We start from the raw sequence: 26,168 nt of genomic DNA on the forward strand, positions 1-26,168 counted from the left end.
TCAGCCCGGCTGGCCGGGTGCCTGCGCGGGAATGCGCGGCGTGTCCACCTTGACGTCACCGCACTGGGCACGATGGCGCAGCGCGTGATCGACCAGCACCAGCGCCAGCAGCGCCTCGGCGATCGGCGTGGCGCGGATGCCCACGCACGGGTCGTGGCGGCCGAAGGTCTCGACGGTCGCCGCATTGCCGGCCTTGTCGATGGACTCGCGCGGCGTGCGGATGCTGGAAGTCGGCTTGATCGCGAGCGACACGGTGATGTCCTGGCCCGTGGAAATGCCGCCCAGAATGCCGCCCGCGTTGTTGCTGCGGAAGCCCTGTGCGGTCAGTTCGTCGCCATGCTCGCTGCCGCGCTGGGCCACGCTGCCGAAGCCGGCACCGATCTCTACGCCCTTGACCGCGTTGAGGCCCATCATGGCATGCGCGATATCGGCGTCGAGCCGGTCGAACAGCGGCTCGCCCAGGCCCACCGGCACATTGCTGGCGACCACCTCGATACGCGCGCCGACCGAATCGCCGTCGCGGCGCAGCGCGTCCATATACGTTTCGAGTTCCGGCACGATGTCCGCATTGGCGGCGAAGAACGGGTTCTCCTGCACATGCGACCAGTCGCTGAACGGCACCTCGATCTCGCCGAGCTGCGACATATAACCGCGGATCTCCGTGCCGAAATGTTCGCGCAGCCACTTCTTGGCCACGGCCCCCGCCGCCACCACCGGCGCGGTCAGGCGCGCCGACGAGCGGCCGCCGCCGCGGTGGTCGCGGATGCCGTACTTCTGCCAGTAGGTGTAGTCGGCATGTCCCGGACGGAAGGTCTCGACGATGTTGCCGTAGTCCTTGCTGCGCTGGTCGGTGTTGCGGATCAGCAGGCAGATCGGCGTGCCGGTGGTCTTGCCTTCGAACACGCCCGAGAGGATCTCGACCTGGTCCGGTTCCTTGCGCTGCGTGACATGCCGCGACGTGCCCGGCTTGCGGCGGTCCAGGTCGCCCTGGATATCGGCCTCGGTCAGCGCCATGCCCGGCGGGCAGCCATCCACCACCGCGCCGATTGCGGGCCCGTGCGATTCGCCGAACGTGGTGACAGTGAAGAGCAGGCCAAGGGAATTGCCGGACATGATGGAAACCGCACAGGAATTGGGGACGGCCTACATTGTAAGGCCAATGCCTCCCCTTCTGCGCCCCGCCTGCCGCTCAGCGGCGCGACAGTTCGCCCTGCTGCACGGCGTCCGGTTCGAAATCCGGATAGAACTCCTCGCGCATGCGCGCCACGTAGGCGACCAGGTTGGCATGCCCCTCCGCGGCGGTGCGGATCGGCGTGTCGAACACCGGGCACAGCAGGCTGGCGGCAAACGCGAACAGCGTTGCATCGGCGCCGCACGGACGCTCGCCCATCAGGTACGGCCGATTGCCGAGGATATCCGCGATCGATGTGACCCCCTTGTTGGCCAGCGCCACCAGTTCCTCTTCGCTATGCCGGCCCAGCCCCTGGTTCCAGAGCGTGCGGCGCACCTTGTGACGCACCAGCCGCTCGACCAGCCCGCGCGCCGGTGCCGGCACGCCGCGGAAGAACTGCGCCGGGCCACGCTCGAAGTTGGCTTCGTCGAGCCAGCGTACGCGCGCCACCGCCCAGTACAGGTTGTCCTCCATCAGCTTTTCCGCCGCCCAGGCTACGCCGCATTCGGCGGGCGTCAGGCCGGCGTCGAAGTCGATGTGGTACGTCTTCTCGATGTGCCAGCGGATCAGCGTCGAATCGGCCACGATGCGGCCCATGTCGTCCAGGTAGGGCAGCTTGCCCTTGGGCGCGCGCCGCAGGCTGCCGCGCCGGGTCTGGTAAGGCAGCCCGGCCAGCTTGAGCAGCATTTCGGCCTTGGTGACGAAAGGGCTGGCGTCGGGCAGGCCGAAGGCCGGGCCAAAGGTATAGAGCGTGAGCATGGCGGTGATTGCGACGGGACGGGGCGCCGGCTAGCGCCATTCGCCGCGCAGGGCGGTGACCATCTGTTGCAGGCTTTCCGGCGTGGCGAGTTCCGGCGCTACCGGTTCGCCCACGACAAGCTCCAGGCGGCTCAGGATGCCGCGCCGGAACGGCTTGGTCATGGCCGCCCCGCCCTTGCGCGAGAAGAAGCTGCCCCACAGGCCGCGCAACGCCATCGGCACCACGGGCACCGGCGTACGCTGAATGATCTGCTGCACGCCCTGCTTGAAGGCGTTGATCTCGCCCGAAGCGGTAATCTTGCCTTCCGGGAAGATGCAGACCAGGTCGCCATCCTGCAAGGCTGCAGCCACGTCATCGTAGGCCTTGGCCAGCAGCGCCGGATCTTCGTGCGCGGGCGCGATCGGAATCGCCCGGGCCTGGCGGAAGAACCACGACATCAGCGGCACCTTGAAGATGTGATGGTCCATCACGAACCGCACCGGGCGCGGACTGGCCGCCATCAGCACCACCGCGTCCGCAAAACTGACGTGGTTGCAGACCAGCACGGCCGGGCCGTCGGCCGGAATGCGCTCGGCATTCACGCGCCGCAGCCGGTACACCGTATGCACCAGGATCCAGGCCACGAAGCGCAGCAGGAACTCGGGCACCAGCGAATAGATGTAGATCGCCACCAGCGCATTGAGCAGGCCCACGACCAGGAACAGCTCGGGAATGCTGAAGCCAGCCTGGGTCAGCGCCACGCCAAGCAGCGATGCGCCGATCATGAAGAAACTATTCAGGATGTTGTTGGCGGCAATGATGCGCGCACGGTGCGTCGGCGCGCTGCGGCTCTGGATCAGCGCATACAGCGGCACGCTGTAGAAGCCGCCGAACATCGCCAGCAGCAGCAGGTCGGCCAGCACGCGCCAGTGGCGCGGATCCGCAAGGAAGCCGCCAATGCCTGTCAGCGTGCCGCTTGCCTGCCCGTGGCTGGCGAAGTACAGGTCCACCGCGAACACGGTCATGCCGATCGAGCCGAACGGCACCAGGCCGATCTCGACATGCCGGCCCGACAGCCGCTCGCACAGCAGCGAACCGATGCCGATGCCCACCGAGAACACCGCCAGCAGCAGGGTCACCACGTTCTGGTCGCCGCCCAGCACGTCCTTGGCAAAGCTGAAGAACGAGGTCAGGAAAGTCGCGCCCAGGAACCACAGCCACGAAATGCCCAGGAGGCTCAGGAAGACCGTGCGGTTCTCGCGCGCCAGCATCAGGTTGCGCCAGGTCTCCGTGAACGGGTTCCAGTTGATGCGCAGTTCAGGCTGCGGCGCGGGCGACACCGGCACGCCGCCGGACACGACGCGCCCGGCCACGGCCAGGCCGACGCAGGCCACGCCTACGTAGAGCGGCCCGATCAGCTTGCCGCCCTGCTCCAGCCCCGCCAGTTCGCCGCCGAGCAGCGTGCCGAGCAGGATGGCGACAAACGTACCCATCTCGACCAGGCCATTGCCGCCGACCAGTTCGGATTCATCGAGGTGCTGCGGCAGGTAGGCGAACTTGACCGGCCCGAACAGCGTGGAATGCAGGCCCATCAGGAACGTGCCCGTATAGAGCAGCGTGGCGCTGTGCCAGGCAAAGCCGGCGCAGCCCAGCGCCATGATGGCGATCTCGAGCGATTTCACCAGCCGGATCAGGCGCGACTTCTCGATCTTGTCGGCGATCTGCCCGCTGGTCGCGGAAAACAGCACGAACGGCGCGATGAAGATCGCCGAGATCAGGAACGCGGCGCTGCGGGCGTCCACGCCCTCGAACAGCGCCGTGTGATAGGTCACCAGCGAGGTGAAGGCGACCTTGAAGACATTGTCATTCATCGCCCCCAGGAACTGGGTCCAGAAGAACGGGGCGAAACGGCGCGCGCCGAGCAGTCGGAACTGGCTGTGTTGGCTCATGTTGGCAGGCCCGCGGGCCCGGATGGGTTGGCCCCGGGATTCTGCCGGGGCGGCGTTCCGGCCGCCATCATGCCCTCACCGCATGGCCGGACTGCACCGGGCCGGGACGCGCCCGGCGCTGGCGTTGCTCAGTCTGCGCGCTCTTCGGGCCAGTCGCGGATATAGGCCTTGAGCATCTTGTTCTCGAAGCTCTGGTCTTCCACCACCGCCTTGGCCACGTCGTAGAACGAAATCACGCCCATCAGCGTGCGGTTGTCGAGCACCGGCAGGTAGCGGGTGTGACGTTCCAGCATCATGCGGCGCACCTCGTTGACGTCGGTTTCCATGGTGCAGGTGAGCGGCGCGTCATCCATCACCTTGCGGATGCTGGTGGTGCCGACGCTGCCGCCGTTCCTGGCCAGCGTCTCGATGATCTCGCGGAAGGTCAGCATGCCGACCAGGTCGCCGTACTCCATGACCACCAGCGAACCGATGTCGTGCTCGGCCATGGTGTTGACGGCTACCAGCAAGGCGGTGTCAGGCGTCACGGTGTAGAGCGTATTGCCCTTGATCTGGAGGATGTCGCTGACTTTCATGGTTGTCTCCGCTACCGGTGTGCCTGCGGCATGGCGCCCGACTGGGGGCCGAATGCCTGATCTTGTCTGTTCATGGGATGTCCGGGCAGGGGGCGCCCGTGCGCCGATGCTAGCCCAGATCGCCCGGATAAGTAAAGCACAGGCCGGTTTCCGGGCGGATGACCCCATCGCCGCACGCGCGGTGCTACGATGCAGCCCGGAGACAACTCTCGCCCGAATCCTCATGTCCGGTACCCGTTTCGACACGCTGGCGCTGCACGCCGGCGCCGCGCCCGACCCCGCCACCGGGGCCAGGGCCACGCCCATCCACCTGACCACCTCGTTCGTGTTCAAGGACAGCGAGCACGCGGCTTCGCTGTTCAATATGGAACGCGCCGGCCATGTGTACTCGCGCATCTCCAACCCCACCGTGGCGGTGCTGGAAGAGCGCATCGCCGCGCTGGAGAACGGCGCGGGCGCCGTCGCCACCGCTTCGGGCCAGGCCGCCCTGCACCTGGCCGTGGCCACGCTGATGGGCGCCGGCTCGCATATCGTCGCCTCCACCGCGCTGTACGGCGGCTCGCACAACCTGCTGCACTACACGCTGCGCCGCTTCGGCATCGAGACCACCTTCGTCAAGCCGCGCGATATCGACGCCTGGCGCGCCGCGATCCGCCCCAACACGCGCCTGCTGTTCGGCGAGTCGCTCGGCAACCCGGGCCTGGACGTGCTGGACATCCCGACCCTGGCGCAGCTCGGCCAGGACAACGGCATTCCGCTGCTGGTCGATTCGACCTTCACCACGCCGTACCTGCTGCGTCCGTTCGACCACGGCGCGGGCCTGCTCTACCACTCGGCCACCAAGTTCCTGGGCGGCCACGGCACCACCATCGGCGGCGTGCTGGTCGAAGGCGGCACCTTCGATTTCGAGGCCTCCGGACGCTTCCCGGAACTGTCGGAGCCGTATGAAGGCTTCCACAACATGGTCTTCACCGAGGAAAGCACGGTTGCCCCGTTCCTGCTGCGCGCGCGCCGCGAAGGCCTGCGCGACTTCGGCGCGTGCATGAACCCGATGGCCGCGTGGCAGCTGCTGCAGGGCGTGGAAACGCTGCCGCTGCGCATGGCGCGCCATGTCGACAATACCCGGCGCGTGGTGCAGTTCCTGGCCTCGAACCCGATGGTCGAGTCCGTCGCCTACCCGGAACTGGAATCGCACCCCGACTATGAACTCGCCAAGCGCCTGCTGCCGCGCGGCTGCGGCGCCGTGTTCAGCTTCAACCTGAAGGGCAACCGCGAGGCCGGCAAGCGCTTCATCGAAAGCCTGTCGCTGTTCTCGCACCTGGCCAACGTCGGCGATGCGCGCTCGCTGGTGATCCACCCGGCCTCGACCACGCACTTCCGCATGGACGCGGCGGCGCTGCAATCGGCCGGCATCACGGAAGGCACGATCCGCCTGTCGATCGGCCTGGAAGATGCCGACGACCTGATCGACGACCTCAAGCGCGGCCTGAAGTCCGCCGAAAAGGCCATGAGCGGCAAGGGAGGGCAAGCCTGATGGAACTGAAGCTCGCAGGCCAGCCGGCCTACGCCTACACCGGCGGCAAGCCGTTCGATCCCGCCCTGCCCTGCGCCGTGTTCGTGCATGGCGCGCAGAACGACCACAGCGTCTGGGCGCTGCAGACGCGCTGGTTCGCCAACCACGGCTTCTCCGTGCTGGCGGTGGACCTGCCCGGCCACAACCGCAGCAAGGGCGCACCGCTGGCCACCGTCGAAGCGATGGCCGACTGGGTCATGTCGCTGGTGGCTGCCGCCGGCGTGACGGCGCCGGTACTGGTGTTCGGCCACAGCATGGGGTCGCTGATCGCACTGGAATGCGCGGCGCGCCACCCGCAGTCCGTGCGCGGCATTGCCATGCTGGCCACGGCCTATCCGATGAAGGTATCGGATGCGCTGCTGGACGCCGCGCTCAACCGCGAAGACCAGGCCATCGCCATGGTCAATGCGTGGTCGCACTCGAGCCTGGCCAACAAGCCGTCATCGCCCGGGCCCGGCGCCTGGATGCAGGGCGGAAGCCAGCGGCTGATGGAGCGCGTCTCGCGCAACAACCCGTCGGTCCATGTCTTCCATAACGACTTCACCGCGTGCAACACCTACGCGCATGGCGAGGAAGCCGCGGCGGCACTGGCTTGCCCGGCGCTCTTCATCACCGGCAGCAAGGACATGATGACCTCGCCCAAGGCCGCGCAGGCGCTGGCCGCGAAGATGGCCAATGCCAGCATGGTCTCGGTGCCGTGCGGCCACGCCATGATGGGCGAACGCCCGGACGAAGTCCTCGACGCCCTGGCCGGCTTCGCCCGCAAGGTGGCGGCGGCGCGCTGAGCGGCCGCACCGGCGGACGGCCCGCGTGGCGCCGTCCGCACCTTCCTCGCGCCTGGCGGGCTACACTGAGGCTTACCGGAACAAAGATTCGGAGACAACCATGGCCCGGGCGCACGCGCGCGAATTCGAGAGTTTTGCGGCTTTCTATCCCTTCTACCTGAACGAGCATCGTGACCGCACCTGCAGGCGGCTGCATTTTGCCGGCTCGACGCTAGCGTTGATCTGCCTGCTGATGATGGTGGTGACCGGCAACGCGTGGTGGCTGGCCGGCGCGGTAGTTTCCGGCTACGCCTTCGCGTGGGTAGGACATTTCGCGTTCGAGAAAAACCGGCCCGCCACCTTCCGCCATCCGCTCTACAGCCTGATGGGCGATTGGGTCATGTACGCGGATATCCTGCGCGGGCGGATCCCGTTCTGAATGATGGGGTCCGGCGGCTCGCGGTAAATCCGCCTGCGCCTACCCCAGCCTTCCCGGCGGCACCATCTCCAGCGTCGGCCTTGGCGCGTCCGTCGCCTCGCCGGTCTGCGGCTCGCCGGCCCCCTGCTCCCTGAACACCGCCTCCAGCGGCAGGTCCAGCTGCGGATTGAGCAGGATCGATTTGAGCGACTCCGCTCCCTGCAACTGCTGTGCCAGCGCCGTGCGCGGCAAGCGCGGCAGGTTCAGCACCAGCCGGTCATACAGCGTGCGCAGCGTCACCTGCGACGGATCGCACAGCAGCGCCCAGTGCGCCTGCCCGCGCTCCTGCTGCAGCTTGCCGATCAGGTGCATGGCCTTGAGCTTGCCGAGCAGCACGGCAAGGTAGTCGGCTTCGACACGAAGCTTGCGTCCCAGGTCCAGTTCTCCCACGCTGCGCGGCACCTCGTCGCGCGCCTTGTACAGCAGCAGCAGCACGCCCAGTGCATCGAAGAACTCGCTGCCGGCAAACGTGCGCCGGCGCCAGTGCCCCTGCCGCATCACCGGCAGGTTGGCGGCGATGGTGGCGCCAAGCAGCGTCACCAGCCAGCTCAGGTAGATCCACAGCAGGAAGATCGGCAGCGCCGCGAAGGTCCCGTAGACCGCCGTGTAGGTCGGAATATGCGTGATGAAATACCCGAAGCCGCGCTTGGCGAATTCGAATGCGATCGCCGCGACCAGTCCCGCGGCTATCGCATCGCGCCACTCGACATAGGCGTTTGGCACCGCCGTATAAAGAAACGCGAAGGCCAGCGCCGACAGTACGATCGGCGTCGCGCTAACCAGCAGCCCCACGCCGATCGGCATATTGCCGACATAGCCCGCCGAGATAGAAATCAGGTAGGAACTGATCGACAGGCTGGCCCCGATCAGCACCGGCCCGAACGTCAGCACGGCCCAGAACACCAGCACGCGCTGCGCCAGCGGACGTCGCTGCCTGACGCGCCAGATCGCATTGAGCGCGTCTTCGACCGTCAGCATGGTCAGCACCGACGTCAGCATCAGCCCGCCCAGGCCCATCGCCGTCAATCCGCGCGCGCTCTTTGAAAACTGGCCGAGATAGCGCGAGATCGATTCGCTGACGTTGCCGGGAATCAGGTTCTGGAACAGGAAGGTCTCGATGTCCGCGCGGAACTCCCGGAACACCGGGAACGCGGCCAGCAGCGCGAACGCCACCGTCAGTACCGGCACGACCGACAAGACCGTGGTGAAGGTCAGGCTGGCAGCGACCTGGGGCAGGCGGCCTTCGCCGGCGCGGCGCAGTGCATAGCGCGCGAGCGCGCGCAGTTTCTGCAGATTCCATTCCCTGCGCAGGCGGGCAACGCGGGTTCCATACATGCTGCGGCGGACTCCTGTGTGATGACGTGGCAATCGACGTGGCAATCGGACGAGTCCCGCTGAGGTGGCGGGGGCACAACTATAATACGCGGATTGCTCCGGACCTCATGCCGACCGTTTCCGGCACGGCCCGCCATCCCGCCCCATGACCGATATCCTCGTCCTGTACTACAGCCGCCACGGCAGCACCCGCAAGCTGGCGGAACTGATCGCCACCGGCATCAACAGCGTCCCCGGCGCCCAGGCGCGCCTGCGCACGGTACCGCCGGTCTCTGCCGTGTGCGAGGCCACCGCGCCCGATATCCCGGCCGACGGCCCGCCCTATGCCGAACTGCGCGACCTGGAGGAATGCGCCGGCCTCGCGCTCGGCAGCCCCACGCGCTTCGGCAATATGGCCGCGCCGGTGAAGTACTTCCTCGATGGCACGATCGCCCAGTGGCTGTCGGGCGCGCTCACCGGCAAGCCGGCCTGCGTGTTCACCGCCACCGGCAGCCTGCATGGCGGCCAGGAGACCACGCTGCTGTCGATGATGCTGCCGCTGCTCCACCACGGCATGCTGGTCATGGGCCTGCCCTATTCCGAGAAGGCGCTGATGACGACCAGGGCCGGCGGCACGCCCTACGGCCCCAGCCACCACGCGCACGGCGACAACCGCGGCCCGGTCACCGATGACGAGTCCGCCCTGGCCCTGGCCATGGGCAAGCGCCTGGCCGAGACCGCGTTGCGCCTGGCGGGAGCGCGCGCATGACCGCCGCGCCGGCCGACAGCGGCAGCGACAGCGACCTGCACAACGCCGCGCTGTACCGCCTGAGCGTGGGCAGCCTGATCGCGCTGATGCTGCTGTGCATCGCGTGGGAATGGTTCCTGGCACCGCTGCGGCCCGGCGGGTCGTGGCTCGTGATCAAGTTCCTGCCCCTGCTGCTGCCGCTGCGCGGCGTGCTCACGCGCAACCGCTACACCATGCAGTGGTCATCGATGCTGATCCTGCTGTTCTTCACCGAAGGCATCGTGCGCGCCACCAGCGACCGCGCGCCGTCATCGACGCTGGCCTGGATCGAGGTCGCGCTGACCCTGCTGTACTTCTTCGGCACCATCTTTTACCTGCGCCCGTACAAGCGCCGCGCCAAGGCGGCCAAGAGCGCTGCGTCCGGCAAACCCGCCGGCAAGTAGCCGCATTCCAGGACACGACATGCCCGCTTCGCACCACGACTCCTTCCTCGATCTCTGCCGCGCGGCACTCGGCCCCCAGCATGTCCTGACCGACGCCGCCGACAAGGCGCCCTACCTGACGGACTGGCGCAAGCGCTACACCGGCGACGCCATCGCCGTGCTGCGCCCGGGCAATACCGAGGAAGTGGCGGCCGCTGTCCACGCCTGCCATGCGCACCAGGTCGCCGTGGTGCCGCAAGGCGGCAATACCAGCCTGTGCGGCGGCGCGACGCCGGCTACCGCGGATTGCGTGGTGATTTCGCTGCAGCGGCTGAACCGCGTGCGGCAGGTCGACCCGCTCAACAACACGGTGACCGTCGAAGCCGGCGTGGTCCTGCAGCACCTGCAGGACGTGGCGCACGAACATGGCCGGCTGTTTCCGCTGAGCCTGGCAGCCGAAGGCAGCTGCACCATCGGCGGCAACCTGTCCACGAATGCGGGCGGCACCGCGGTGCTGCGCTATGGCAACACGCGCGAGCTATGCCTGGGGCTGGAAGTCGTGACGCCCAAGGGCGAAATCTGGCATGGCCTGCGCGGACTGCGCAAGGACAACACCGGCTACGACCTGCGCGACCTGTTCATTGGCGCGGAAGGCACGCTCGGCATCATCACGGCCGCGGTGATGAAGCTGTTCCCGCTGCCACGTGCCAGTGTCACGGCGCTGGCCGCCGTGGCAAGCCCGCGCGCGGCGCTCGCGCTGCTGGCCATCGCCCAGTCGCACGCGGCAGCCATGCTGACTGGCTTCGAGCTGATGTCGGCGCTGAGCATGCAACTCGTCACCACGCATTTCCCGCAACTGCGCTACCCGTTCGCGCAGGTGCATCCGCAGCTCGTGCTGATGGAGCTTTCCGACAGCGAAGGCGAGGACCATGCGCGCGCCATCTTTGAAAAGCTGATGCAGGTCGCCTTCGATGCCGGCGTCGCCATCGACGCCGCGGTGGCGGAATCCGTGCAGCAATCGCGCGACTTCTGGAACCTGCGCGAACATATTCCGCTCGCGCAGGTTGAAGAAGGCAAGAACATCAAGCACGACATTGCCGTGCCCGTATCGCGTGTGGCGGATTTCATCGAGACCACCGATGCGCTGCTGCAGGTGTCGTTCCCCGGCGCGCGCATGGTGACCTTCGGCCACCTCGGCGACGGCAACCTGCACTACAACGTGTCGCCGCCAGCCGGCGTGGACCATGACGCGTTCCTGGCCAACCAGGACGCCGTCAACCGCATCGTCCATGACAGCGTGCATTCGCACGGCGGCTCGATCTCCGCCGAGCATGGCCTGGGCCAGCTCAAGCGCGAGGAGAACCGCCTCTACAAGAGCGAGGTGGAACTGGCCATGATGCGCGCGATCAAGCAGGCGCTGGACCCGCATGGCCTGATGAACCCGGCCAAGGTCATCTGAGCGCGGCCAGCTCGGCGCGCACGTAGGCCGCCACGGCTTCCAGCATCTGGTCGAGATGCCCGCGCAGCGTCGCAAACCCTGCGTGGCGCGTAAAGCCGGCCTCGTCCAGATAGAGCGCGCGATTGATCTCGATCTGCAGGCTGTGGCGCCCGCGCGCGGGGTCCGAGTAAGCCTGGATCAGTTCCGCGCCCTTGTAGGGCCAGTTGGCCGACACCGTATAGCCCAGCCTGTGCAGGCTGCCCGCCACGACCTTGATAAACTCCGGCGAACAGGTCTTGCCGTCGCGGTTGCTGATGACGAAGTCGGGCCGCATATCGCCGTTGTCGATATTCATCGCATTGCCGCGCGACTTCATCGAATGGCAGTCGATATGCCAGACCGCGCCGAAGCGCGCGTGCTGCGCGTCGATCAGGCCGGCCACCGCGGCGTGGTAGGGATCGTAGTATCGCTGCAGCAGTTGCTCGGCGAAGCTCGCCGGCAGCTTGCATGCATAGACCGGCACGCCCGGCAGCGCCAGCCGGCGCAACACCCCCATGCCGCGCCGCGCCCTGTCGCTGGGCCGCAGCGGATACGGCAACTGCCCTGCCAGCAGATCCGGATCGAGGTCGTCGCGCGCACGGTTGACATCGACCAGCCAGCGCGGGAAGCGCGCGTGCAGCAACGTGCCGCCCACCTGGGGCACATGGCCGAACAGCTCGTCGACATAAGCGTCCCAGCCGGTCAGCAACTCTTCGGGCGTGGCCGACATCGGCAGGATTTCGTCGTGGTCGAGGCCACTGTGGGGAGAGTCCACCACCAGCGGCAAGGCGGCGACAGCGGGTTCGATCAGGGTGTAGGGATCAGACATGGAACGGGCAGGCGGTAACAAAATGGGGGCGCATTGCGCGGCGGGTCAGAACTTGTGCTGGATGCCGACGCCGTACGTGACCACGGTGTCGCCAGGCTTGCGGTTGTTGCCGTCCTCGTAGTCGAAGAAGACATAGGGCAGCGTGCGCTTGCTGAGCCGGTAGCCATAGCCGGCCTGCGCCTTGCGCAGCCGGCCGCTGGTGCTGGTCTGCACGTCGCGCTCCATGTAGTTGACGGTCAGGCTGTGCGGCCCGTACGGGACCGTGAAGCCCGCCAGCCAGTAGCGCACGTCGGTGCGCGTGCTGGCCGTGCCGACATAGCGGTCGCGCCCGTACACGCCGTAGATATTCACGACCTGGAAGTCGTACGCAGCCGCGGCCTGGATCTTGTCGCGGAAGTCGTTCGCAACGAGCCCGCCGGTCTTGGCATCACGCGAATAGCCGAGACCCGCCGAGAAGTTGCCGGAGGCATAGTTGAGGCCGGTGTCGTACTGGCGGAAGTCGTCCTCGGCCTTCACCGGCGACTTGACGTTCGGCGTGGCGGGGTCCGGCCCGGCCAGGTTGACGCGGGCGCGCAGCGAGAAACCGCCGAAGTCCGGCGTCACATAGCCGAGCGCATTCGATACGCGGTTGCGCGCATTCAGCACCTTGGTGCCGATGGCCGTGGCGCCGGCATCGTGAATGACGAAGTCCACGTTCTGCGTGATCTGCGAGTAGACCGGCGAGCCGACCGAAGTTGCCGAATCCAGCCGGCCCAGTGCAAAGGCCCCGAAGACCCCGCTCAGGCCCACATAGGCATTGCGGAACTGCGGATTGGTAGCGGCGCCGGTGTCAGCCAGAAAGCCCTGCTCCAGGCCGAAATCCGCGCGCAGCGAACCACCGAGATCCTCATTGCCGCGCATGCCCCAGCGCGACGCGTTGTCCACCATCTGCGCAGCGTTGCCGCTCGGGCCACGCTGGTACTCGATATCCGTGTCGACGCGGCCATAGAGCGTCAAGGTGGCCTGCGCGCCGGCCGACGCCGCAAGCAGCGCGCCACCCATGCACGCTCGCCCGATAAGACGGATTGTTTTCATGCTGTTCTCCTTCTCTTCTTCGAATCAACCCGCCGCCATGCGCCCGCGCGCAAAAGTGCGAGCGCCGCCCTCCGCGCCGTTGACCGGAGCGGATGCCATGCGGCTATCCCGTGGAAAAGCGCCGCCCCTTAGCGGCGCGCGCTCAGGCCGCCTTCATCTGGCCTGGTTCATTGAGGTGGCACGCCGACAGGCGGCCGCCACCGGTATCGCGCAACAGCGGCACCTCGGCCGCGCAACGCGCGCTCGCATGCGGGCAGCGCGGATGGAACGCGCAGCCGGACGGCGGCGCGAGCGGGCTCGGCAATTCGCCCTGGATCGGCTGGTGGCTCGCGGAACTGCCGTCGAGCCGTGGCGCGTCGGCCAGCAACGCGCGCGTGTAGGGATGGCCTGGCGCGGCAAAGACTGCGCGCGCATCGCCCATCTCGACAATACGGCCCAGGTACATGATCACCACGCGGTCCGACATGTGCTCCACCACAGCGAGGTTGTGGCTGATGAAGACGTAGGTCAGGTCCTGTTGCCGGCGCAGGTCCATGAACAGGTTGATGACCTGCGCCTGCACCGAAACGTCGAGCGCGGACACCGCCTCGTCGCAGACCACCAGTTGCGGCTGCAGCGCCAGTGCCCGTGCAATGGCCACGCGCTGGCGCTGACCGCCGGAGAACTCGTGCGGATAGCACTCGGCATAGGACGCGTCGAGCCCGACCATGGCGAGCATCTCGCGCGCGAACGCCGCAGCCTGGCTGCGGCCGACCAGTCCGTGATGCAGCGCGCCTTCCGTGATGGCCTGGCCGATGCGCAGTCGCGGATTGAGCGACGCATACGGGTTCTGGAATACCATCTGCACCGCAAGGTGGTACGAAGCCGCGGCCGTGTCGGCACGCTGGCCTTCCCACAGCACGTCGCCGCCACTGGGTGCGAGCAGCCCGGCGAGCATGCGGCCCAGCGTGGACTTGCCGCAGCCGGACTCGCCGACCACGCCCAGCACTTCGCCTTTGCGGACTTGCAGTGAAACGTCGTTGACGGCATGCACCACCTGACGTGCGCGCGCTTGCCGGGTCACCCGGTCAAGCAGGCCTGGCTTCGGGGAAAAATGCTTCTGCAGCTGGCGCGCTTCGAGCAGGACAGTCATGCCGCCTCCAGTGGATGAACGCAGCGCAGCGACCGGCCGCGCACGGAAACTTCAACTGGCGCCTGCGCGCAGCGGTCGCTGGCCCGCGCGCAGCGCGGTGCGACCGCGCAGCCCGGCGGCAAGGCATACAAGGCCGGCGCGGCACCGGGAATCGCCCGCAAGGTGCGCCCGCGCGTGTCGTGCGCGGGCAGCGAATCGAGCAGGCCGCGCGTATAGGGATGCATCGGCTGGCGGATGACATCCGCCACCGGCCCCTGCTCGACCACGCGGCCGGCATACATCACGCAGACGCGGTCGACCAGGTCCTTGACCACGGCCAGGTCATGGCTGATCCAGATCACGGCTGCGCCGGTCTTGCGCACCAGCTGCTTCATCTCGAACAGGATCTGCGCCTGGATGGTCACGTCAAGCGCGGTGGTGGGCTCGTCGGCGATGATCAGGTCGGGCCGGTTGATCAGCGCGTTGGCAATCGCCACGCGCTGGCGCATGCCGCCCGACAGTTCATGCGGATAGGCCTGCATGCGCTCCCGCGGCGCCGGAATGCCCACCTTCTTCAGGGCATCGACGGCGCGGTCATGCGACTCTGCGCGCGAGCAACGGTGATGCACGCGCACCGTCTCGATCAGCTGCGCACCGATGCGCATGACCGGGTTGAGCGACATCATCGGGTCCTGGAACACCATCGCGATGCGGTCCCCGCGCAGGGCCTGCCACTGGCGCGGCGTACAGGCGCGCAGGTCCTGCCCCTTGAACCGGACCTCGCCACCCGTCACGCGGCCGGGCGGGTCGAGCAGGTTCATCAGCGAGAACGCCGTGACCGACTTTCCCGACCCGGACTCGCCCACGATGCCGAGGATTTCGCCCGCGTTGAGCGCGAAGGAAACATTGTCGACGGCGGTGACCGCGCCGTGCTCCAGTGCAAAGCGCGTGGTCAGGCCGTTCACTTCCAGCAGTGCCATGGTTCTCTCCTCAGCCCTCGTTGCGCGGGTTGAGCACGCGGCGCAGCCGGTCGCCCACCAGGTTGATGGCGCCGATCAGCAGCACCAGGGCCACGCCCGGGAAGATGCTGATCCAGTATTTGTTCGACAGCATGTATTCGAAGCCGTTGGCGATCAGCATGCCCAGCGACGGCTGGGTGCGCGGCAGGCCGATGCCAAGGAAGCTCATGGTCGCTTCCAGCGTGATCGCGTGAGCAATCTGCAGCGTGGCGGTCACGACCAGCGGCGCCATGCAATTGGGCAGGATGTGCCGGAACATCACGCGCCATGCCGGCAGGCCCTGGCCCAGCGCGGCTTCGACATAATCCTTGCGCCGCTCCACCTGCGCCGAGCCGCGCACTGTGCGTGCGAAGTAGGCCCACTGCACGATCACCAGCGCCATCAGCGTCTTGTCCACGCCCTGCCCCAGCACCGCGAGCAGGATCAGCGCGACGAGGATGGCAGGCAGGCTCAGTTGCAGGTCCACGATGCGCATGATCAGCGCGTCGACGACGCCGCCGCAGTAGGCGGCGACCAGCCCGATGGCGGCCCCCACCAGCAGCGCCACCACGGCGCTGATCACGCCGACGGCGACGCTGATGCGGATGCCATAGAAGATGGCGCTGACCAGGTCGCGTCCGGCGCCGTCGGTGCCGAGCCAGTAGTGCGTCTGGCCGTCATAGCCGACTGCGCCGGGCGGCAGTTCGGAATCGATGACGGACACCGTGGCCAGGTCGTAGGGATTCTGCGGACTGATCACGCCCGCGAACACGGCAACCAGCATGAGCGCGAGCAATACCGCCAGCGCTGCCGCCGCCACGCGATTGCGTGCGAAGCGTGCGAGTAAGGATGGCCGTCGCGGCCGTGCCGGCGGCGCCGCGCCCTCTGGGGGCGCCGGCGCCGCCGGCGTAGCCGTGGCGCGCGGTTCAGTAACGGGAAGGGACATCGGGAAACTTGGCAAAAAACAGGTTCAGGACGAGGATCGGAAGCGTTCAGGCCGCCTTGTGGCGCAGGCGCGGATCGAGCACCACATAGAGCAGGTCGACGATCAGGTTGAGCACCACGAACAGCACCAGCGTGACCAGCAGGTAGGCCACCACCACCGGGCGGTCCAGCGCCAGCACCGAGTCGATGATGAGCTTGCCCATGCCGGGCCACGAGAACACCGATTCGGTGACCACCGAGAACGCGATCAGGTGGCCGAATTCGAGCCCCACCACGGTCACGATGGGAATCAGCACATTGGGCACCACATGGCGCAGCACCAGCCGCGCGCCGCCCACACCCTTGGCCCGGGCGAACTTGATGTACTCCTGCCCGGCCACCTCGCGCGTGCCGGCCTCGGTCAGGCGCGCAACCAGCGAGATCTTGAACAGCGACAGCGTCAGCGCCGGCAGCAGCAGGAAGCGGATGCCCTCCCAGCTCGTCACGGACAGCGGCATGCCCAGCACCGTGCTGACCGGACCGCGGCCGCCCGACGGCAGCCAGCCCAGGTTCACCGAGAACAGCAGGATGCCGATCATGCCGATCCAGAACGTGGGCATGATCACGCCGCCGAGCGAGCACGCCATCAGCAGCCGCGACAGGCGGCTGTTGGGCTTGAGGCCGGCGAAGATCCCCATCGGGATGCCGATGGCCAGCGACAGCAGCAGCGCGGTCACCGCCAGTTCCAGCGTCGCCGGAACGCGGCTGACGATCAGCTCGATGGCCGGCCGGTTGTAGATGAAGGAATCGCCCAGGTCGCCGCGCAGCGCGCCCTGCACGAAATGCAGGTACTGCTGCTGGACCGGCTGGTCCAGCCCGAGCGAGTGGCGCGCTTCGGCGATCTCCTGCTCGGTCGCCGTCGGGCTCACCAGCAGGTGCACCGGGTCGCCGATCAGGTTGACGGCGCAGAAGGTCAGGACCGACATGATCCAGAGCACCGCGATGCTCTGCAGCAGCCGTTTGAGAAGGGTTTCCAGCATGATGGCTTCCGGAATGGCCCGCGCGCGTCAGGGTTGCGCGGCCGGTCGAATATTGGTGGCATAGGTGAAGCCGTCGCTGCGCGCCTTCACCATGAGCCCGTTGCGGTAGGCCCATGTGGCGCGCAGGTGGTGCAGCGGCACCACGCCCACGTCTTCGGCCAGGGTCACGGCCGCCTGGCGCTGCACGTGTTCGCGCGCCGGCGGCTCCATGGTGCGCATGGCCTCGTCGACCAGCGCATCGACCGCGCGATTGGCATAGCCGCTCCGATTGTTGGCGCCCAGGCCAGCCTTCTTCTGCGAATGCGCGGCGGCCACCAGCGGTTCGAGCGAATCGCCGCTGACTGCGCCGATGCCGAGCATGAACGCGCTGAACTCCGGCTTGCCGCCCTCCCCGCCCGACGTGGCCCGCGTGATGTACACGGAGTACGGCAGCGTGCGCACCTCGGTCCGGATGCCCACGCGAGTCAGCATCTGGCCGATGGCTTCGCAGGTCTTGGCATCGTTCAGGTAGCGGTCATTGGGGCAATGCAAGGTCAGGCGGAAGCCCGACGGATAGCCAGCCTCCGCCAGCAACCGGCGCGCCTCGGCCGAATCGCCATGCGGCGCCGCCACGGCACGCGCAAAGCCGAAGAAGCCTTGCGGCACAAGCTGGCCGGCGGGAACGGAATCGCCCTTGGTGACGCGCGCGGCGATCAGCTCGCGGTCGATCGCGACGCTGATGGCCTGGCGCACCTTCACGTCGCGCAGCGGATTGGCGGCCAGCGGGCGCCCTTCGTTGTCGCTCACGTACGGCGACACCTGCCGCGCCTGGTCGAGCTGCAGGTAGTTCAGCATGTACGACGTGGCCGATACCGTGCGAATGCGCCCGTTGGTGCGGGTGAAGGCATCGGCGATGCTGGCCGACGAGGCGTCGATCACATCCACCAACCCCGACAGCAGCGCCGACGCGCGCGCCGGTTCCTTGGCAATGAACTGGAACACCACGTGGTCCCACGGCTCCGGTGCGCCCCAGTAAGCGGCGTTGCGCGCGAAGGTCAGCTGCTGGCCGTGCTCCCACGACACGAAGCGGTACGGCCCGGTGCCGATCGCTGCGCGGCCCGCCGCAAAGTCAGCTTCCTTGGCCTTGTCGCCCAGCGAGCGCGGCAGCATGGCCACCAGGCCCACGTTCTGCGGCAGCACCGGGTTGGGCGTGCGCGTCACCACGCGCAAGGTCAGCGGCCCGCTTGCCTGGACCTCGGCAATCGATTTCAGGTAGGTGCGGAACGTCCGCGCACCGGCTAGGTGGCGCGCGCGCTCGATCGAATACCGGGCGTCTTCCGCCGTGAACGGCTCGCCATTGCTGAAGCGCACGCCGGGGCGCAGCTGGAACTCCCATGTGCGCGCATCAAGCTGGCGCCAGGCGGTGGCGAGCTGCGGCTCGGGGCGCAGGGCATTCCAGTCCGACCAGCGTCTCGTAGACGTGTCCCCAGAGATTGCGCCCCGCGGCGTCGAGCACATGCGGGTCGGCCGCGCTGATCTCCGCCTTGTAGCCAATGCGCAGGTCCGCCGCGCGCACCGTCCCCGCGCCGGCCAGTGCCAGCACGGTGGCAAGAATGAGCGCGGCCGCCGGATGCCGGCGGCCTCTTGCAGGTGTTGCTGTTCTCGTTTGCTGAAACATTGTTTCATTCAGTGATACCGTGTATCGAAGAATAAGACAAAGCCATGGCACGGGTAAGCCGGGTTTACCCGCTGTCAGAGATTTCGAAGCCAACGAAAAGGAGCGGCCGTCCGGCCACGACACGGATCTATCGCGAGCAGTGGACCGCACGCCGGCGGTAGTCCATTGCCGGCGTGGGAGGTGGGAATCGGGGGGGAGGAAGTTGCCGCGGACGCGGCAACGGGTGGCCTGCCGGCCGGGGAATCAGGCGCCCGTGTGACCGAGCGAGCGCGACAAGACGGCCGCCTGTTCGACGACCATGGCCACGTGGCGATCCAGCACTTCTTGCGTGGTACGGCTGGCCGGACTGGCAATGCTTAGCGAAGCCACCGTGGCGCCGGTATGGTCGCGCAACGGCGCAGCGGCCGACACGGCATCGGGCTCGCGCTCGCCAAGCGACACCGCGTAGCCCGCGGCGCGGATGGCGGCCAGTTCGTCGCGCAGCGCCTGCGGATCGACAATGGTCTTGTCGGTGAAGCGCTGCGGCGCGTTCGCCAGCACCGCGTCGATCAGGGTCTCGCCGCCAAAGGCGAGCAGCAGCTTGCCGGAGGCGCCCACATGCAGCGGACGCCGGTTGCCGACCTCCGTATGCACGCGCACCGATTGCGACGACTCATGGCGCGCCACGCAGACCGATTCCAGCCCGTCACGCACGCGCACGATCACGTTCTCACCGCAAGCGGCACCCAGCGCGGCGAGGCTCGGCGTGACCAGCTTGATCAGGTCGACTTGCTCGCGCGCGGCATTGCCGACCAGCAAGGCGTTGTAGCTCAGCTTGTAGACCGCCGCCGGCGCCTCGCGCGCGATCATGCCGCGGTGCTCAAGCGTGCTCAGCAGCCGGAACGCGCGCGCCTTGGTCAGCCCGGCGCGGCGCGCGAGCTCGGTCACGCCCAGCGACGGATGCTCGGCCACCAGCATCAACAGGCCGAGGGCCTCGTCCACGGCGTCAACGATGTATGTCATCGGCTTGGTTTCTTGCTTGGTTTCTTGCACAGTTTCTGAAACGGGGTTCATGGCGAATTGTAGCGGGCTTGCCAGCAAGGACCCGGATGCGACAACGGCCGCCGACGGCAGCGTGACTCGCGGCGCGCAATGTATCGCAATGCGCATGGCATGGCCAGGTTGCTGGCGTGATCGCGCAGCGCCATCGCCACGTACCGGAACCATGACATCGCGCGCGCCTCCAACAAGGTAGACGGGCCCGGCCGGCGCGTTGCCCACGGTCATTCCCGCGAGGCAGTGCTACAGGCTGCCCCGGGGGCCCACCGACGCGACCAGGACTGCCGTGGCTGCTTCCATCGAGGACTACGCACTGATTGGCGATTGCGAAACGGCAGCGCTGGTCTGCCGTGACGGCAGCATCGACTGGCTCTGCCTGCCGCGCTTCGATTCCGCGGCCTGCCTGGCCGCCTTGCTAGGCACGCGCGATCACGGACGCTGGCGCATCGCACCTGCTGGCCGCGGCGGCAGGAGCCGGCGCCACTACCGGCCCGGCAGCCTGGTGCTCGAAACCGTCTTTGTCCATCCGGAAGGCGTCGTCACCGTGATCGACTTCATGCCGATCCGCCTTGGCATGTCCAATTCCGGCGAGTGTTCTGATCTTGTCCGGATCGTATGCGGCCGTAGCGGCAAGCTCGACATGAAGATGGATCTGACGCTGCGCTTCGACTACGGCGCGACGGTGCCGTGGGTGACCCGGCTCGAACAAGGCAACGGCATCCGCGCCGTGGCGGGCCCCGCCATGGTGATCGTGCGCTCGCCCGAGCCACTGCGCGGGAAGGACCTCGCCACGACCTGCGAGTTCACGGTAGAGGCCGGCGAGGTGAAGCCATTCGTGCTGACCTACAGTCCCTCGCACCTTGCCGCGCCGCCCCCGCTCGATGCACTGAAGGAACTCGAACGCACAGGCCGTTGGTGGCGAGACTGGTCCAACCGGTGCGAGGGGGGCGGTGACTGGAGGGGGCCGGTCAGGCGCTCGCTGCTGACTCTCAAGGCGCTCACCTACTGGCCGACCGGCGGCCTCGTCGCGGCCCCGACCACTTCGCTGCCCGAAGCGCCTGGCGGCGTACGCAACTGGGACTACCGCTACTGCTGGCTGCGCGACGCGACGCGAACCCTGCTGGCGCTCATGGCCGCCGGCTACTATGACGAAGCCCAGGCCTGGCGCGCCTGGCTCACCCGCGCCGTCGCCGGCAGTCCCGAGCAGGCCCAGATCATGTATGGCGTAGCCGGAGAGCGGCACCTGTGGGAACGGGAGCTCGACTGGCTGCCGGGGTACAAGGGCGCCGCCCCGGTACGCGTCGGCAACCTTGCCGCGACCCAGCTCCAGCTCGACGTCTATGGCGAAGTCATGGACGCGCTGTACCAGGCGCGCCTTGGCGGCCTGCCCCGCGATCCCGACTCGTGGGCATTGCAGCGCTCGCTGGTCAACCACCTTGCCGCGATCTGGCAGGAACCCGACGAGGGAATCTGGGAAGTGCGCGGCGGGCGGCAGCCGTTCACCTTCTCCAAGGTCATGGCCTGGGTCGCGCTGGACCGGGCCATCAAGACCGTCGAGATGCACGACTGGCCGGGCTCCGCCTCACGCTGGCGCACCGTGCGGGACACCATACGCGCCGACGTGCTCGTCAATGGCTTCAATACCAGGCGCAACAGCTTCGTGCAGGTCTACGGCGGCAGTACCACCGACGCCAGCCTGCTGCTCCTGCCGATCGTCGGCTTCATCGACGGCAAGGACCCGCGCATGCTCGGCACGATCAAGGCCGTCGAGGAAGAACTGCTGGTCGACGGGCTGGTGCGGCGGTACCTGCCGTCGCGCACGGCGGACGGCCTGCCCGGCGACGAGCCGACCTTCCTTGCCTGCAGCTTCTGGCTGGCGGACGCCTATGCCGTGGCCGGACGCCGGCAGGAGGCATGCGAATTGTTCGAGCGCCTCCTGCTGCTGCGTAATGACGTCGGACTGCTGTCGGAAGAGTATGACCCGGCCACGCGCCGCATGGCTGGCAATTTTCCGCAGGCCCTGTCGCATATCGCCCTGGTCAATACTGCCTTGCTGCTCGACAAGGGCGTCAGGCGCGCCTGACGTCGCCACGATTCTTCCTTGCCCGGCAGCAGACAGTCACCCCCCTTCGCGCGCTCGCCCGCCGAACTGTCCGACGATGCCCTTGCGGAACGTCAGCACGCAAAAGACGAAGATCAACCCCGTCACCATCGACACCGACTCGCCGAGGCCGTTGAACCAGTCCACGCCAGTTCCCACGGCAAGGTAGCTCCCGATGTCCCCAAGCTTGTTCTCCAGCGCCACGATCACGAATGCGCCGACTATGGGGCCAGCAAGCGTGCCGAGGCCGCCGACCAGCGTCATCAGGATCACCGCGCCGGACATCGACCAGTGGACGTCCGTCAGAGTCTCGAAACCAAGCACGAGTGCCTTCAGCGATCCGGCCAGCCCCGACAGCGCCGCCGAGAGCACGAACGCCGCGAGCTTGAAGCGGTCGACGTCATAGCCAAGCGAGACCGCGCGCGGCTCGTTCTCCCTGATCGCCTTCAGGATCTGGCCTAACGGCGAATGCACCGTGCGCACGATCAAGGCGAACGCTGCCACCACAATGGCCAGCGCCACGTAGTACAGCGCGAGATCGCCTTCCAGCGACAACACGCCGAACAGCCTGCCGCGCGGGATGCCTTGCAGCCCGTCCTCCCCGCCCGTGAACGGCGCCTGCAGGCACAGGAAATACAGCATCTGCGCGAGCGCCAGCGTGATCATCGAAAAGTAGATGCCCTGGCGCCGAATGGCCAGCGTGCCCATGACCAGCCCGATCAGCGCGCCCGTCCCTGTGCCGAGGATCAGGCCGAACTCCGGCGTCACGCCCCACGCTTTCATGGCCTGGCCCGCGACATAGCCGGCGCCGCCAAAGAACGCGGCATGCCCGAAGGAGAGCAAGCCCGTATAGCCGATCAGCAAGTTGAACGCACATGCGAACAGCGCGAAGCAAAGCACCTTCAGCACGAACACCGGATAGGCGCCCGCCAGCGGCGCGGCCAGCAGGCCAAGCAGGAGCAGGCCATACAGGGCCGTCTTCGGCATGCGCCAGGCGGGCGCTTGCGGCTGCAGCACGACTGCAGTCATCGAGGGTTCACGCATCATTTCTCCTTTCCGAACAGCCCTGCCGGGCGCACCAGCAACACCAGCGCCATGATGATGAACACCACGGTCGACGATGCCTCCGGATAGAACAACTTGGTGAGGCCTTCGATCACGCCGAGCCCGAGGCCGGTCAGGATCGATCCCGTGATCGACCCCATGCCGCCGATCACCACCACCGCGAAGACTACGATGATCAGGTTCTGCCCCATCAGCGGCGACACCTGCATGACCGGCGCGGCCAGCACGCCGGCAAAGGCCGCCAGCGCCACGCCGAAGCCATAGGTCAGGGTCACCATCAGCGGCACGTTGACGCCGAACGCTTCCACCACCCTGGCGTTCTCGGTGCCCGCGCGCAGGACGCTGCCGACACGGGTCCTCTCGATCAGGTACCACGTGCCGAGGCACGCGCCCAGCGACGCAGCTACGACCCATGCGCGATAGTCGGGCAGACGCAAGAAGCCAAGGTCGGTCGCACCTTGCAGCACGGCAGGCGGGGCATACGGCAAGCCCGACACACCATAGGCCGAGCGGAATACGCCCTCGATCACGAGCGTGATCCCCAGCGTGAGCAGCAGGCCGTAGATGTGGTCGAGCTGGTAGAGCCAGCGCAGCATCGTCTTCTCGATGAGCATGCCAAGCGCCATCACCACCAGCGGCGAGAGCAGCAGCATCACCCAGTAACCGAGCCCGGCGTAGGCCATGCCGGCCCACGCCAGCAACGCGCCGAGCATGAACAGTGCGCCGTGCGCGAAGTTGATGACATTGAGCAGGCCGAAGATCACGGCCAGCCCAAGGCTCAGCATCGCGTAGAACGCGCCATTGACAAGCCCCAGCAAGAGCTGGGACAGCAGCGCGGAAAGCGGGATATTGAACAGTTCCACGGAACTCTCCTTTTTTGGGCTCTATACGCCCAGCAATTCATGCAGCACCGGCATCTTCCCCTCCAGCTCGCTCGCCGCGAAGCGCTCGACGATGCTGCCGTGCTCCATCACATAGAAGCGGTCGGCCAGCGGCGCGGCGAAGCGGAAGTTCTGCTCCACCATCACCACCGTATAGCCCTTCTTCTTGAGCATCAGGATCATGCGCGCGAGCGCCTGTACGATCACCGGCGCCAGACCCTCCGAGATCTCGTCAAGCAGCAGCAGGTTCGCGCCGGTGCGCAGGATGCGCCCGACCGCCAGCATCTGCTGCTCGCCGCCCGACAGGCGCGTGCCCTGGCTCTGGCGGCGCTCCTTCAGGTTCGGGAACATCTCGTAGATCTCGGCCTCGCTCATGCCCTTGTCGGCGCCCTTCAGCACCGGCGGCAGCATCAGGTTCTCCTCGCACGACAGGCTCGAGAAGATCGCCCGCTCTTCCGGGCAATAGCCGATGCCGTAGTGCGCGATCTTGTGCGTCGCCAGGCCGATGGTCTCGTGGCCGTTGACCTTGATCGAGCCCTTGCGCGCGCCAGTCAGGCCCATGATCGCGCGCAGCGTGGTGGTGCGGCCCGCGCCGTTGCGGCCCAGCAGCGTCACCACCTCGCCGCGGTTCACGGTCAGGTCCACGCCGTGCAGGATGTGCGATTCGCCGTACCAGGCGTGCAGGTCCTTGATCTCGAGCGCCGGTACGCTGGATGTCGTCATGTCGATGGCCTCCTCAGTGCGCGCCTTGCAGCTCGGCGTCGGCGGTGCCCATGTAGGCCTCCATCACGCGCGGGTCTTTCGACACTTCAGCGTACGGCCCTTCAGCGAGGATCGCGCCACGCTGCAGCACGGTGATCTTGTCGGCGATCGACGACACCACGTTCATGTTGTGCTCGACCATCAGGATGGTGCGGCCCGCCGAGACCTTCCTGATCAGCTGCGTGACGCGGTCCACGTCCTCGTGGCCCATGCCCTGCGTGGGTTCGTCGAGCAGCATCAGCTCGGGCTCCATCGCGAGCGTGGTGGCGATCTCCAGCGCGCGCTTGCGCCCGTACGGCAGGTTCACCGTGACGGTCTGCGCGAACTCGGTCAGGCCGACCTGCTCCAGCAGCTCCATCGCGCGATCATTGAGCACGTCGAGCGAACGTTCGCTGCGCCAGAACTGGAACGCGGTGCCCATCTGGCGCTGCAGGCCGATGCGCACGTTCTCCATCACCGTCAGGTGCGGGAATACGGCCGAGATCTGGAACGAGCGGATCACGCCGCGGCGCGCGATCTGCGCAGGCTTCTCGCGCGTGATGTCGACGCCGTTGAAGAGGATGGTGCCGGTGGTCGGCTCCAGGAACTTGGTGAGCAGGTTGAAGCAGGTGGTCTTGCCGGCGCCGTTGGGCCCGATCAGCGCATGGATCGAGCCGCGGCGCACGCGCAGGTTGACGTCGCTCACCGCGGTGAAGCCCCGGAAGGACTTCGCCAGGCTGCGGGTTTCGAGTATCAGATCTTCATGGGGCATGACTGGATCCGGTGAGGTGGAACTTCAGCCCTGGACCGGCAGCGAGACGATCTCATACCCGTGCCGCAGCGTGCGGCCCAGGACCGGGTCCTCCAGCTCGATCTCGAAGCGCTCGGCCGCCCGGATGCCACCGATCGCGGGCAAGGTGCCGCACAGCATGGCCGTGCCGTCGGCAAACTCGCCGCCGTGCTCGGCAAAGCGGGCGATGAGATCGGCCGGCGCGCGCATGGCCGTCACCGGACCCTCCTGGTACAGCACGCGTTCACCGCCGATGGTGGCGTACGAGCGCAGCACCAGCGCATCCCAGTGGCCCTCCACATCGGCCAGGCGCCACAGCGTCGCGGCGCATGGCTTTTCGCACATCTGCTTGGACACGGTGATGCCATAGGTTTCCACCTCGCGGTCGGTGTGGTCGGAGGCAATACCGACTAGCACCTCGTCGCCATCCTTCACCAGCAGGAACTCCGCCTCGCCGCTGCTGGCCTGGCCGCTGACCTGGATCTGCCCGGCTGCGCCGAGCCGTTCCGCCGCCACGCGATAGAAGACCGGTGTGTACGCGGGGCGCCTGACGCCCAGTTCCTCCAGCTCGCGGATATGGGCTTCCATGGCGGCGACGTCGCGCCCGGTCCAGCCCGCGACCACGAGCTGGCGGATGGTGAAGGTGCGGTTCTCCCGCGCCTGGGTGCTGTCGATATCGAAGGTGAGCGTTTTCATGATGAGACGAAAT

Annotated in this window: 24 protein-coding genes and 1 pseudogene; 7 read left to right on the forward strand and 18 right to left on the reverse strand. The window is 67.3% G+C overall.

The annotated features are described in order from the left end of the window. From aroC to CupriaWKF_RS09665, 4 genes are all read right to left on the reverse strand, one after another. Positions 1–1,113 carry a chorismate synthase gene (aroC, locus tag CupriaWKF_RS09650; protein ID WP_276097683.1) on the reverse strand — a complete coding sequence of 371 codons (1,113 nt, stop codon included), beginning with the start codon at positions 1,111–1,113 and terminating at the stop codon, positions 1–3. A 76-nt stretch (positions 1,114–1,189) separates the two neighbouring features. Beyond that, positions 1,190–1,930, reverse strand: coding sequence for a glutathione S-transferase C-terminal domain-containing protein (locus tag CupriaWKF_RS09655; protein WP_276097684.1), 741 nt, complete (start codon positions 1,928–1,930; stop codon positions 1,190–1,192). Positions 1,931–1,960: 30 nt separating this feature from the next. Beyond that, complete coding sequence (locus CupriaWKF_RS09660) at positions 1,961–3,859, reverse strand: MFS transporter (RefSeq protein WP_276097685.1); 1,899 nt, start codon at positions 3,857–3,859, stop codon at positions 1,961–1,963. Between the two features lie 128 nt (positions 3,860–3,987). Next, positions 3,988–4,434 (reverse strand): CBS domain-containing protein, encoded by a 447-nt coding sequence (locus CupriaWKF_RS09665; protein WP_276097686.1) that lies wholly within the window; start codon positions 4,432–4,434, stop codon positions 3,988–3,990. 223 nt (positions 4,435–4,657) lie between these two features. On the opposite strand from CupriaWKF_RS09665, the gene CupriaWKF_RS09670 reads away from it, so the two are divergent. The 3 genes from CupriaWKF_RS09670 (at position 4,658) to CupriaWKF_RS09680 (ending at position 7,210) form a co-directional block, all read left to right on the forward strand. Beyond that, entirely contained in the window at positions 4,658–5,968 is a 1,311-nt protein-coding gene (locus tag CupriaWKF_RS09670) for an O-acetylhomoserine aminocarboxypropyltransferase (RefSeq protein WP_276097687.1), read from the forward strand. Beyond that, positions 5,968–6,792, forward strand: coding sequence for an alpha/beta hydrolase (locus CupriaWKF_RS09675; RefSeq protein ID WP_276097688.1), 825 nt, complete (start codon positions 5,968–5,970; stop codon positions 6,790–6,792). The genes CupriaWKF_RS09670 and CupriaWKF_RS09675 overlap by 1 nt, the downstream gene beginning before the upstream one ends. A gap of 100 nt (positions 6,793–6,892) precedes the next feature. Continuing rightward, positions 6,893–7,210 (forward strand): Mpo1-like protein, encoded by a 318-nt coding sequence (locus CupriaWKF_RS09680; RefSeq protein WP_276097689.1) that lies wholly within the window; start codon positions 6,893–6,895, stop codon positions 7,208–7,210. 39 nt (positions 7,211–7,249) lie between these two features. Here the strand turns inward: CupriaWKF_RS09680 and CupriaWKF_RS09685 are convergent, their stop codons facing one another. After that, positions 7,250–8,584, reverse strand: a complete 1,335-nt coding sequence (locus CupriaWKF_RS09685; RefSeq protein ID WP_276097690.1) for a YihY family inner membrane protein — start codon at positions 8,582–8,584, stop codon at positions 7,250–7,252. Between the two features lie 145 nt (positions 8,585–8,729). On the opposite strand from CupriaWKF_RS09685, the gene wrbA reads away from it, so the two are divergent. Genes wrbA through CupriaWKF_RS09700 form a run of 3 tightly spaced genes read left to right on the forward strand, consistent with a single transcriptional unit; the run spans position 8,730 to position 11,192 of the window. Beyond that, on the forward strand, positions 8,730–9,332 hold the full coding sequence (gene wrbA, locus CupriaWKF_RS09690; RefSeq protein WP_276097691.1) for an NAD(P)H:quinone oxidoreductase: 603 nt from the start codon (positions 8,730–8,732) through the stop codon (positions 9,330–9,332). Further along, positions 9,329–9,754, forward strand: a complete 426-nt coding sequence (locus tag CupriaWKF_RS09695) for a DUF2069 domain-containing protein (protein ID WP_276097692.1) — start codon at positions 9,329–9,331, stop codon at positions 9,752–9,754. Before wrbA ends, CupriaWKF_RS09695 begins: the two co-directional genes overlap by 4 nt. Before the next feature lie 19 nt (positions 9,755–9,773). Then, a complete protein-coding gene (locus CupriaWKF_RS09700) occupies positions 9,774–11,192 on the forward strand; it encodes an FAD-binding oxidoreductase (RefSeq protein ID WP_276097693.1) in 1,419 nt (472 codons plus the stop codon). Here CupriaWKF_RS09700 and CupriaWKF_RS09705 read toward each other — a convergent pair. The 8 genes and pseudogenes from CupriaWKF_RS09705 to CupriaWKF_RS09740 all read right to left on the reverse strand — a co-directional run bounded on the left by CupriaWKF_RS09705 (position 11,185) and on the right by CupriaWKF_RS09740 (position 19,845). Continuing rightward, a complete protein-coding gene (locus tag CupriaWKF_RS09705) occupies positions 11,185–12,039 on the reverse strand; it encodes an N-formylglutamate amidohydrolase (RefSeq protein ID WP_276097694.1) in 855 nt (284 codons plus the stop codon). The genes CupriaWKF_RS09700 and CupriaWKF_RS09705 overlap by 8 nt on opposite strands. Before the next feature lie 45 nt (positions 12,040–12,084). Beyond that, a complete protein-coding gene (locus CupriaWKF_RS09710; RefSeq protein ID WP_276097695.1) occupies positions 12,085–13,113 on the reverse strand; it encodes a porin in 1,029 nt (342 codons plus the stop codon). Positions 13,114–13,255: 142 nt separating this feature from the next. Continuing rightward, positions 13,256–14,245, reverse strand: a complete 990-nt coding sequence (locus CupriaWKF_RS09715) for an oligopeptide/dipeptide ABC transporter ATP-binding protein (protein ID WP_276097696.1) — start codon at positions 14,243–14,245, stop codon at positions 13,256–13,258. Continuing rightward, positions 14,242–15,204 (reverse strand): ABC transporter ATP-binding protein, encoded by a 963-nt coding sequence (locus CupriaWKF_RS09720; RefSeq protein ID WP_276097697.1) that lies wholly within the window; start codon positions 15,202–15,204, stop codon positions 14,242–14,244. Before CupriaWKF_RS09720 ends, CupriaWKF_RS09715 begins: the two co-directional genes overlap by 4 nt. A gap of 10 nt (positions 15,205–15,214) precedes the next feature. Then, positions 15,215–16,168, reverse strand: a complete 954-nt coding sequence (locus CupriaWKF_RS09725) for an ABC transporter permease (RefSeq protein ID WP_276097698.1) — start codon at positions 16,166–16,168, stop codon at positions 15,215–15,217. A gap of 46 nt (positions 16,169–16,214) precedes the next feature. After that, positions 16,215–17,186 carry an ABC transporter permease gene (locus tag CupriaWKF_RS09730; protein WP_276097699.1) on the reverse strand — a complete coding sequence of 324 codons (972 nt, stop codon included), beginning with the start codon at positions 17,184–17,186 and terminating at the stop codon, positions 16,215–16,217. A gap of 27 nt (positions 17,187–17,213) precedes the next feature. After that, positions 17,214–18,843, reverse strand: a pseudogene (locus tag CupriaWKF_RS09735) (ABC transporter substrate-binding protein). A gap of 243 nt (positions 18,844–19,086) precedes the next feature. After that, entirely contained in the window at positions 19,087–19,845 is a 759-nt protein-coding gene (locus CupriaWKF_RS09740) for an IclR family transcriptional regulator (RefSeq protein ID WP_276097700.1), read from the reverse strand. A gap of 322 nt (positions 19,846–20,167) precedes the next feature. Here CupriaWKF_RS09740 and CupriaWKF_RS09745 point away from each other — a divergent pair, with 322 nt between their 5' ends. Further along, positions 20,168–21,964 (forward strand): glycoside hydrolase family 15 protein, encoded by a 1,797-nt coding sequence (locus CupriaWKF_RS09745; protein WP_276097701.1) that lies wholly within the window; start codon positions 20,168–20,170, stop codon positions 21,962–21,964. Between the two features lie 36 nt (positions 21,965–22,000). On the opposite strand, the gene CupriaWKF_RS09750 is transcribed toward CupriaWKF_RS09745, so the two are convergent. Genes CupriaWKF_RS09750 through CupriaWKF_RS09770 form a run of 5 tightly spaced genes read right to left on the reverse strand, consistent with a single transcriptional unit; the run spans position 22,001 to position 26,155 of the window. Continuing rightward, on the reverse strand, positions 22,001–22,969 hold the full coding sequence (locus tag CupriaWKF_RS09750) for a branched-chain amino acid ABC transporter permease (protein WP_276100743.1): 969 nt from the start codon (positions 22,967–22,969) through the stop codon (positions 22,001–22,003). Between the two features lie 56 nt (positions 22,970–23,025). Then, the gene (locus CupriaWKF_RS09755) at positions 23,026–23,910 is read right to left on the reverse strand and encodes a branched-chain amino acid ABC transporter permease (protein WP_276097702.1); all 885 of its coding nucleotides are present in this window, start codon (positions 23,908–23,910) and stop codon (positions 23,026–23,028) included. Between the two features lie 21 nt (positions 23,911–23,931). Beyond that, the gene (locus tag CupriaWKF_RS09760) at positions 23,932–24,651 is read right to left on the reverse strand and encodes an ABC transporter ATP-binding protein (RefSeq protein WP_276097703.1); all 720 of its coding nucleotides are present in this window, start codon (positions 24,649–24,651) and stop codon (positions 23,932–23,934) included. Positions 24,652–24,664: 13 nt separating this feature from the next. Then, on the reverse strand, positions 24,665–25,441 hold the full coding sequence (locus CupriaWKF_RS09765) for an ABC transporter ATP-binding protein (protein ID WP_276097704.1): 777 nt from the start codon (positions 25,439–25,441) through the stop codon (positions 24,665–24,667). 24 nt (positions 25,442–25,465) lie between these two features. Further along, on the reverse strand, positions 25,466–26,155 hold the full coding sequence (locus CupriaWKF_RS09770) for a DUF2848 domain-containing protein (protein ID WP_276097705.1): 690 nt from the start codon (positions 26,153–26,155) through the stop codon (positions 25,466–25,468). Positions 26,156–26,168: the final 13 nt, after the last annotated feature.

Origin of the sequence: Cupriavidus sp. WKF15 (assembly GCF_029278605.1) — a bacterium.
Lineage (GTDB): Bacteria > Pseudomonadota > Gammaproteobacteria > Burkholderiales > Burkholderiaceae > Cupriavidus.

Coding starts and splice junctions, on each gene's coding strand:
- CupriaWKF_RS09695 (WP_276097692.1), top strand. CDS start 9,329: ATGACCGCCGCGCCGGCCGACAGCGGCAGCGACAGCGACCTGCACAAC.
- CupriaWKF_RS09680 (WP_276097689.1), top strand. CDS start 6,893: ATGGCCCGGGCGCACGCGCGCGAATTCGAGAGTTTTGCGGCTTTCTAT.
- CupriaWKF_RS09665 (WP_276097686.1), bottom strand. CDS start 4,434: ATGAAAGTCAGCGACATCCTCCAGATCAAGGGCAATACGCTCTACACC.
- CupriaWKF_RS09700 (WP_276097693.1), top strand. CDS start 9,774: ATGCCCGCTTCGCACCACGACTCCTTCCTCGATCTCTGCCGCGCGGCA.
- aroC (WP_276097683.1), bottom strand. CDS start 1,113: ATGTCCGGCAATTCCCTTGGCCTGCTCTTCACTGTCACCACGTTCGGC.
- CupriaWKF_RS09705 (WP_276097694.1), bottom strand. CDS start 12,039: ATGTCTGATCCCTACACCCTGATCGAACCCGCTGTCGCCGCCTTGCCG.
- CupriaWKF_RS09715 (WP_276097696.1), bottom strand. CDS start 14,245: ATGACTGTCCTGCTCGAAGCGCGCCAGCTGCAGAAGCATTTTTCCCCG.
- CupriaWKF_RS09710 (WP_276097695.1), bottom strand. CDS start 13,113: ATGAAAACAATCCGTCTTATCGGGCGAGCGTGCATGGGTGGCGCGCTG.
- CupriaWKF_RS09730 (WP_276097699.1), bottom strand. CDS start 17,186: ATGCTGGAAACCCTTCTCAAACGGCTGCTGCAGAGCATCGCGGTGCTC.
- wrbA (WP_276097691.1), top strand. CDS start 8,730: ATGACCGATATCCTCGTCCTGTACTACAGCCGCCACGGCAGCACCCGC.
- CupriaWKF_RS09675 (WP_276097688.1), top strand. CDS start 5,968: ATGGAACTGAAGCTCGCAGGCCAGCCGGCCTACGCCTACACCGGCGGC.
- CupriaWKF_RS09670 (WP_276097687.1), top strand. CDS start 4,658: ATGTCCGGTACCCGTTTCGACACGCTGGCGCTGCACGCCGGCGCCGCG.
- CupriaWKF_RS09655 (WP_276097684.1), bottom strand. CDS start 1,930: ATGCTCACGCTCTATACCTTTGGCCCGGCCTTCGGCCTGCCCGACGCC.
- CupriaWKF_RS09750 (WP_276100743.1), bottom strand. CDS start 22,969: ATGCCGAAGACGGCCCTGTATGGCCTGCTCCTGCTTGGCCTGCTGGCC.
- CupriaWKF_RS09740 (WP_276097700.1), bottom strand. CDS start 19,845: ATGACATACATCGTTGACGCCGTGGACGAGGCCCTCGGCCTGTTGATG.
- CupriaWKF_RS09660 (WP_276097685.1), bottom strand. CDS start 3,859: ATGAGCCAACACAGCCAGTTCCGACTGCTCGGCGCGCGCCGTTTCGCC.
- CupriaWKF_RS09725 (WP_276097698.1), bottom strand. CDS start 16,168: ATGTCCCTTCCCGTTACTGAACCGCGCGCCACGGCTACGCCGGCGGCG.
- CupriaWKF_RS09685 (WP_276097690.1), bottom strand. CDS start 8,584: ATGTATGGAACCCGCGTTGCCCGCCTGCGCAGGGAATGGAATCTGCAG.
- CupriaWKF_RS09770 (WP_276097705.1), bottom strand. CDS start 26,155: ATGAAAACGCTCACCTTCGATATCGACAGCACCCAGGCGCGGGAGAAC.
- CupriaWKF_RS09760 (WP_276097703.1), bottom strand. CDS start 24,651: ATGACGACATCCAGCGTACCGGCGCTCGAGATCAAGGACCTGCACGCC.
- CupriaWKF_RS09765 (WP_276097704.1), bottom strand. CDS start 25,441: ATGCCCCATGAAGATCTGATACTCGAAACCCGCAGCCTGGCGAAGTCC.
- CupriaWKF_RS09720 (WP_276097697.1), bottom strand. CDS start 15,204: ATGGCACTGCTGGAAGTGAACGGCCTGACCACGCGCTTTGCACTGGAG.